The 1,303-nt window shown below is 72.7% G+C and carries 2 protein-coding genes; both read left to right on the forward strand.

All coding sequences use genetic code 11. The annotated features are described in order from the left end of the window. On the forward strand, positions 1-1,012 hold a 1,012-nt coding region (locus AN218_RS29680; protein ID WP_070020160.1), incomplete at its 5' end, for a hypothetical protein. A 44-nt stretch (positions 1,013-1,056) separates the two neighbouring features. Further along, positions 1,057-1,227 carry a hydrophobic protein gene (locus tag AN218_RS29685; RefSeq protein ID WP_070020161.1) on the forward strand — a complete coding sequence of 57 codons (171 nt, stop codon included), beginning with the start codon at positions 1,057-1,059 and terminating at the stop codon, positions 1,225-1,227. Positions 1,228-1,303: the final 76 nt, after the last annotated feature.

Consider the following 1,303-nt stretch of genomic DNA (forward strand, 5'->3'; position numbering starts at 1 on the left):
CCCCGCCCCGCCGCTCCCGCCCGCCGCTGTTCCCGTCCGTCCGCGCGCCGACTGCACCGCCGACACCGCGGGCGGACTGACCTTCGACGTACGGCTGTCGGAGGCCGGCCCGGCAGCGCCGTGTGCCACGGGCGACCCGGCGATGCTGCTGCGCCTGCGCGGCGGAGAGGGCCCGGCCGACACCGTGCGGCTGCCCCTGGCTCCCGTCGGGGACGAGGGCACGCTGCGGGCGGTGCTGCCGAGCATCATGAGCCTCCCGGAGGGCCGTTGGGACGCGTACGTCGCCGACGGCGACGAGGAGCCCGTACGGCTGCTGCCCGGCGTGCACGATCTGCGGTCCCTGGTCGACCGGGTGCCGCGCGCCGGACGCACCTGGCTGGGCGTGCGCATCCCGTACGCCACCAAGTACGGCAATCTCACGGTCCGTTCGTGGCTGCGCTGGCCGCACGCGGAGGCCGGTCAGCTCTACGTCCTGGACGGCGGCCTGGTGGTGCGCGGCCGGCTCTACGGCGCCGGACTCTCGACCACCGCACGGCTGGAGGCACATCCGCGGGACGCCGCGGGGACGCCGCCGGTCAGTGTGCCGGTGCCCTGCGACGGGGAGGAGCACGCCGGCCCCGACGACGCACGGCACTCGCACCAACAGCACTCGCGCGAACGGCACGTGGAGGGACAGCACCGCCAAGTGCCGTATTCGGAAAGGCAGTTCGCACCGCAAGGGCGGGGGCAGGGACAGCCGGAGCCGCACGCCGCGCCCGGCTTCACCGTCCGGCTGCCGCTGGGCGCGCTGCCGTCCGGGCCCGTCGTATGGGATCTGTGGCTGCGTCCCTCCGCGGAGGAGGAGCCGGTACGCCTCGCGCGGATCCTCGACGACGTCCCGGACAAGAAGCAGATCTTCGGCTATCCGCCGCAGCTCGTGACGGCGCCCGACGGCACGGTGCGGGAGGTGCGGCCCTACTACACGCTCGACAACGACCTCTCGGTGCAAGCGAGTTGGCCGGAGCCCGTGTAAAAGCCGGAACAGGGGCACTCGTTGCGCCAGGAGGTGTTGTACAGATGGTTCCTGTTCTGCTCGTACTGCTCCTGGCGCTGATCCTTTTCGGCGCGGGTTTCGCACTGAAGGCGCTGTGGTGGATCGCGGTGGCGGTACTCGTCATCTGGCTGCTCGGGTTCCTGCTGCGCACCACCAACGCGGCGGGCACGAAGGCCCGTTGGTACCGCTGGTAGCGATGCCGCCGGCGGCTTCGGGAGATGCCCGGAGCATGATGCACCGGCCGCGTCACGGCCCGTGAACGGCGCCGTG

The sequence above is a fragment of the Streptomyces nanshensis genome (assembly GCF_001751255.1).
Taxonomy (GTDB): Bacteria; Actinomycetota; Actinomycetes; order Streptomycetales; family Streptomycetaceae; genus Streptomyces; species Streptomyces nanshensis_A.

Coding starts and splice junctions, on each gene's coding strand:
- AN218_RS29685 (WP_070020161.1), top strand. CDS start 1,057: ATGGTTCCTGTTCTGCTCGTACTGCTCCTGGCGCTGATCCTTTTCGGC.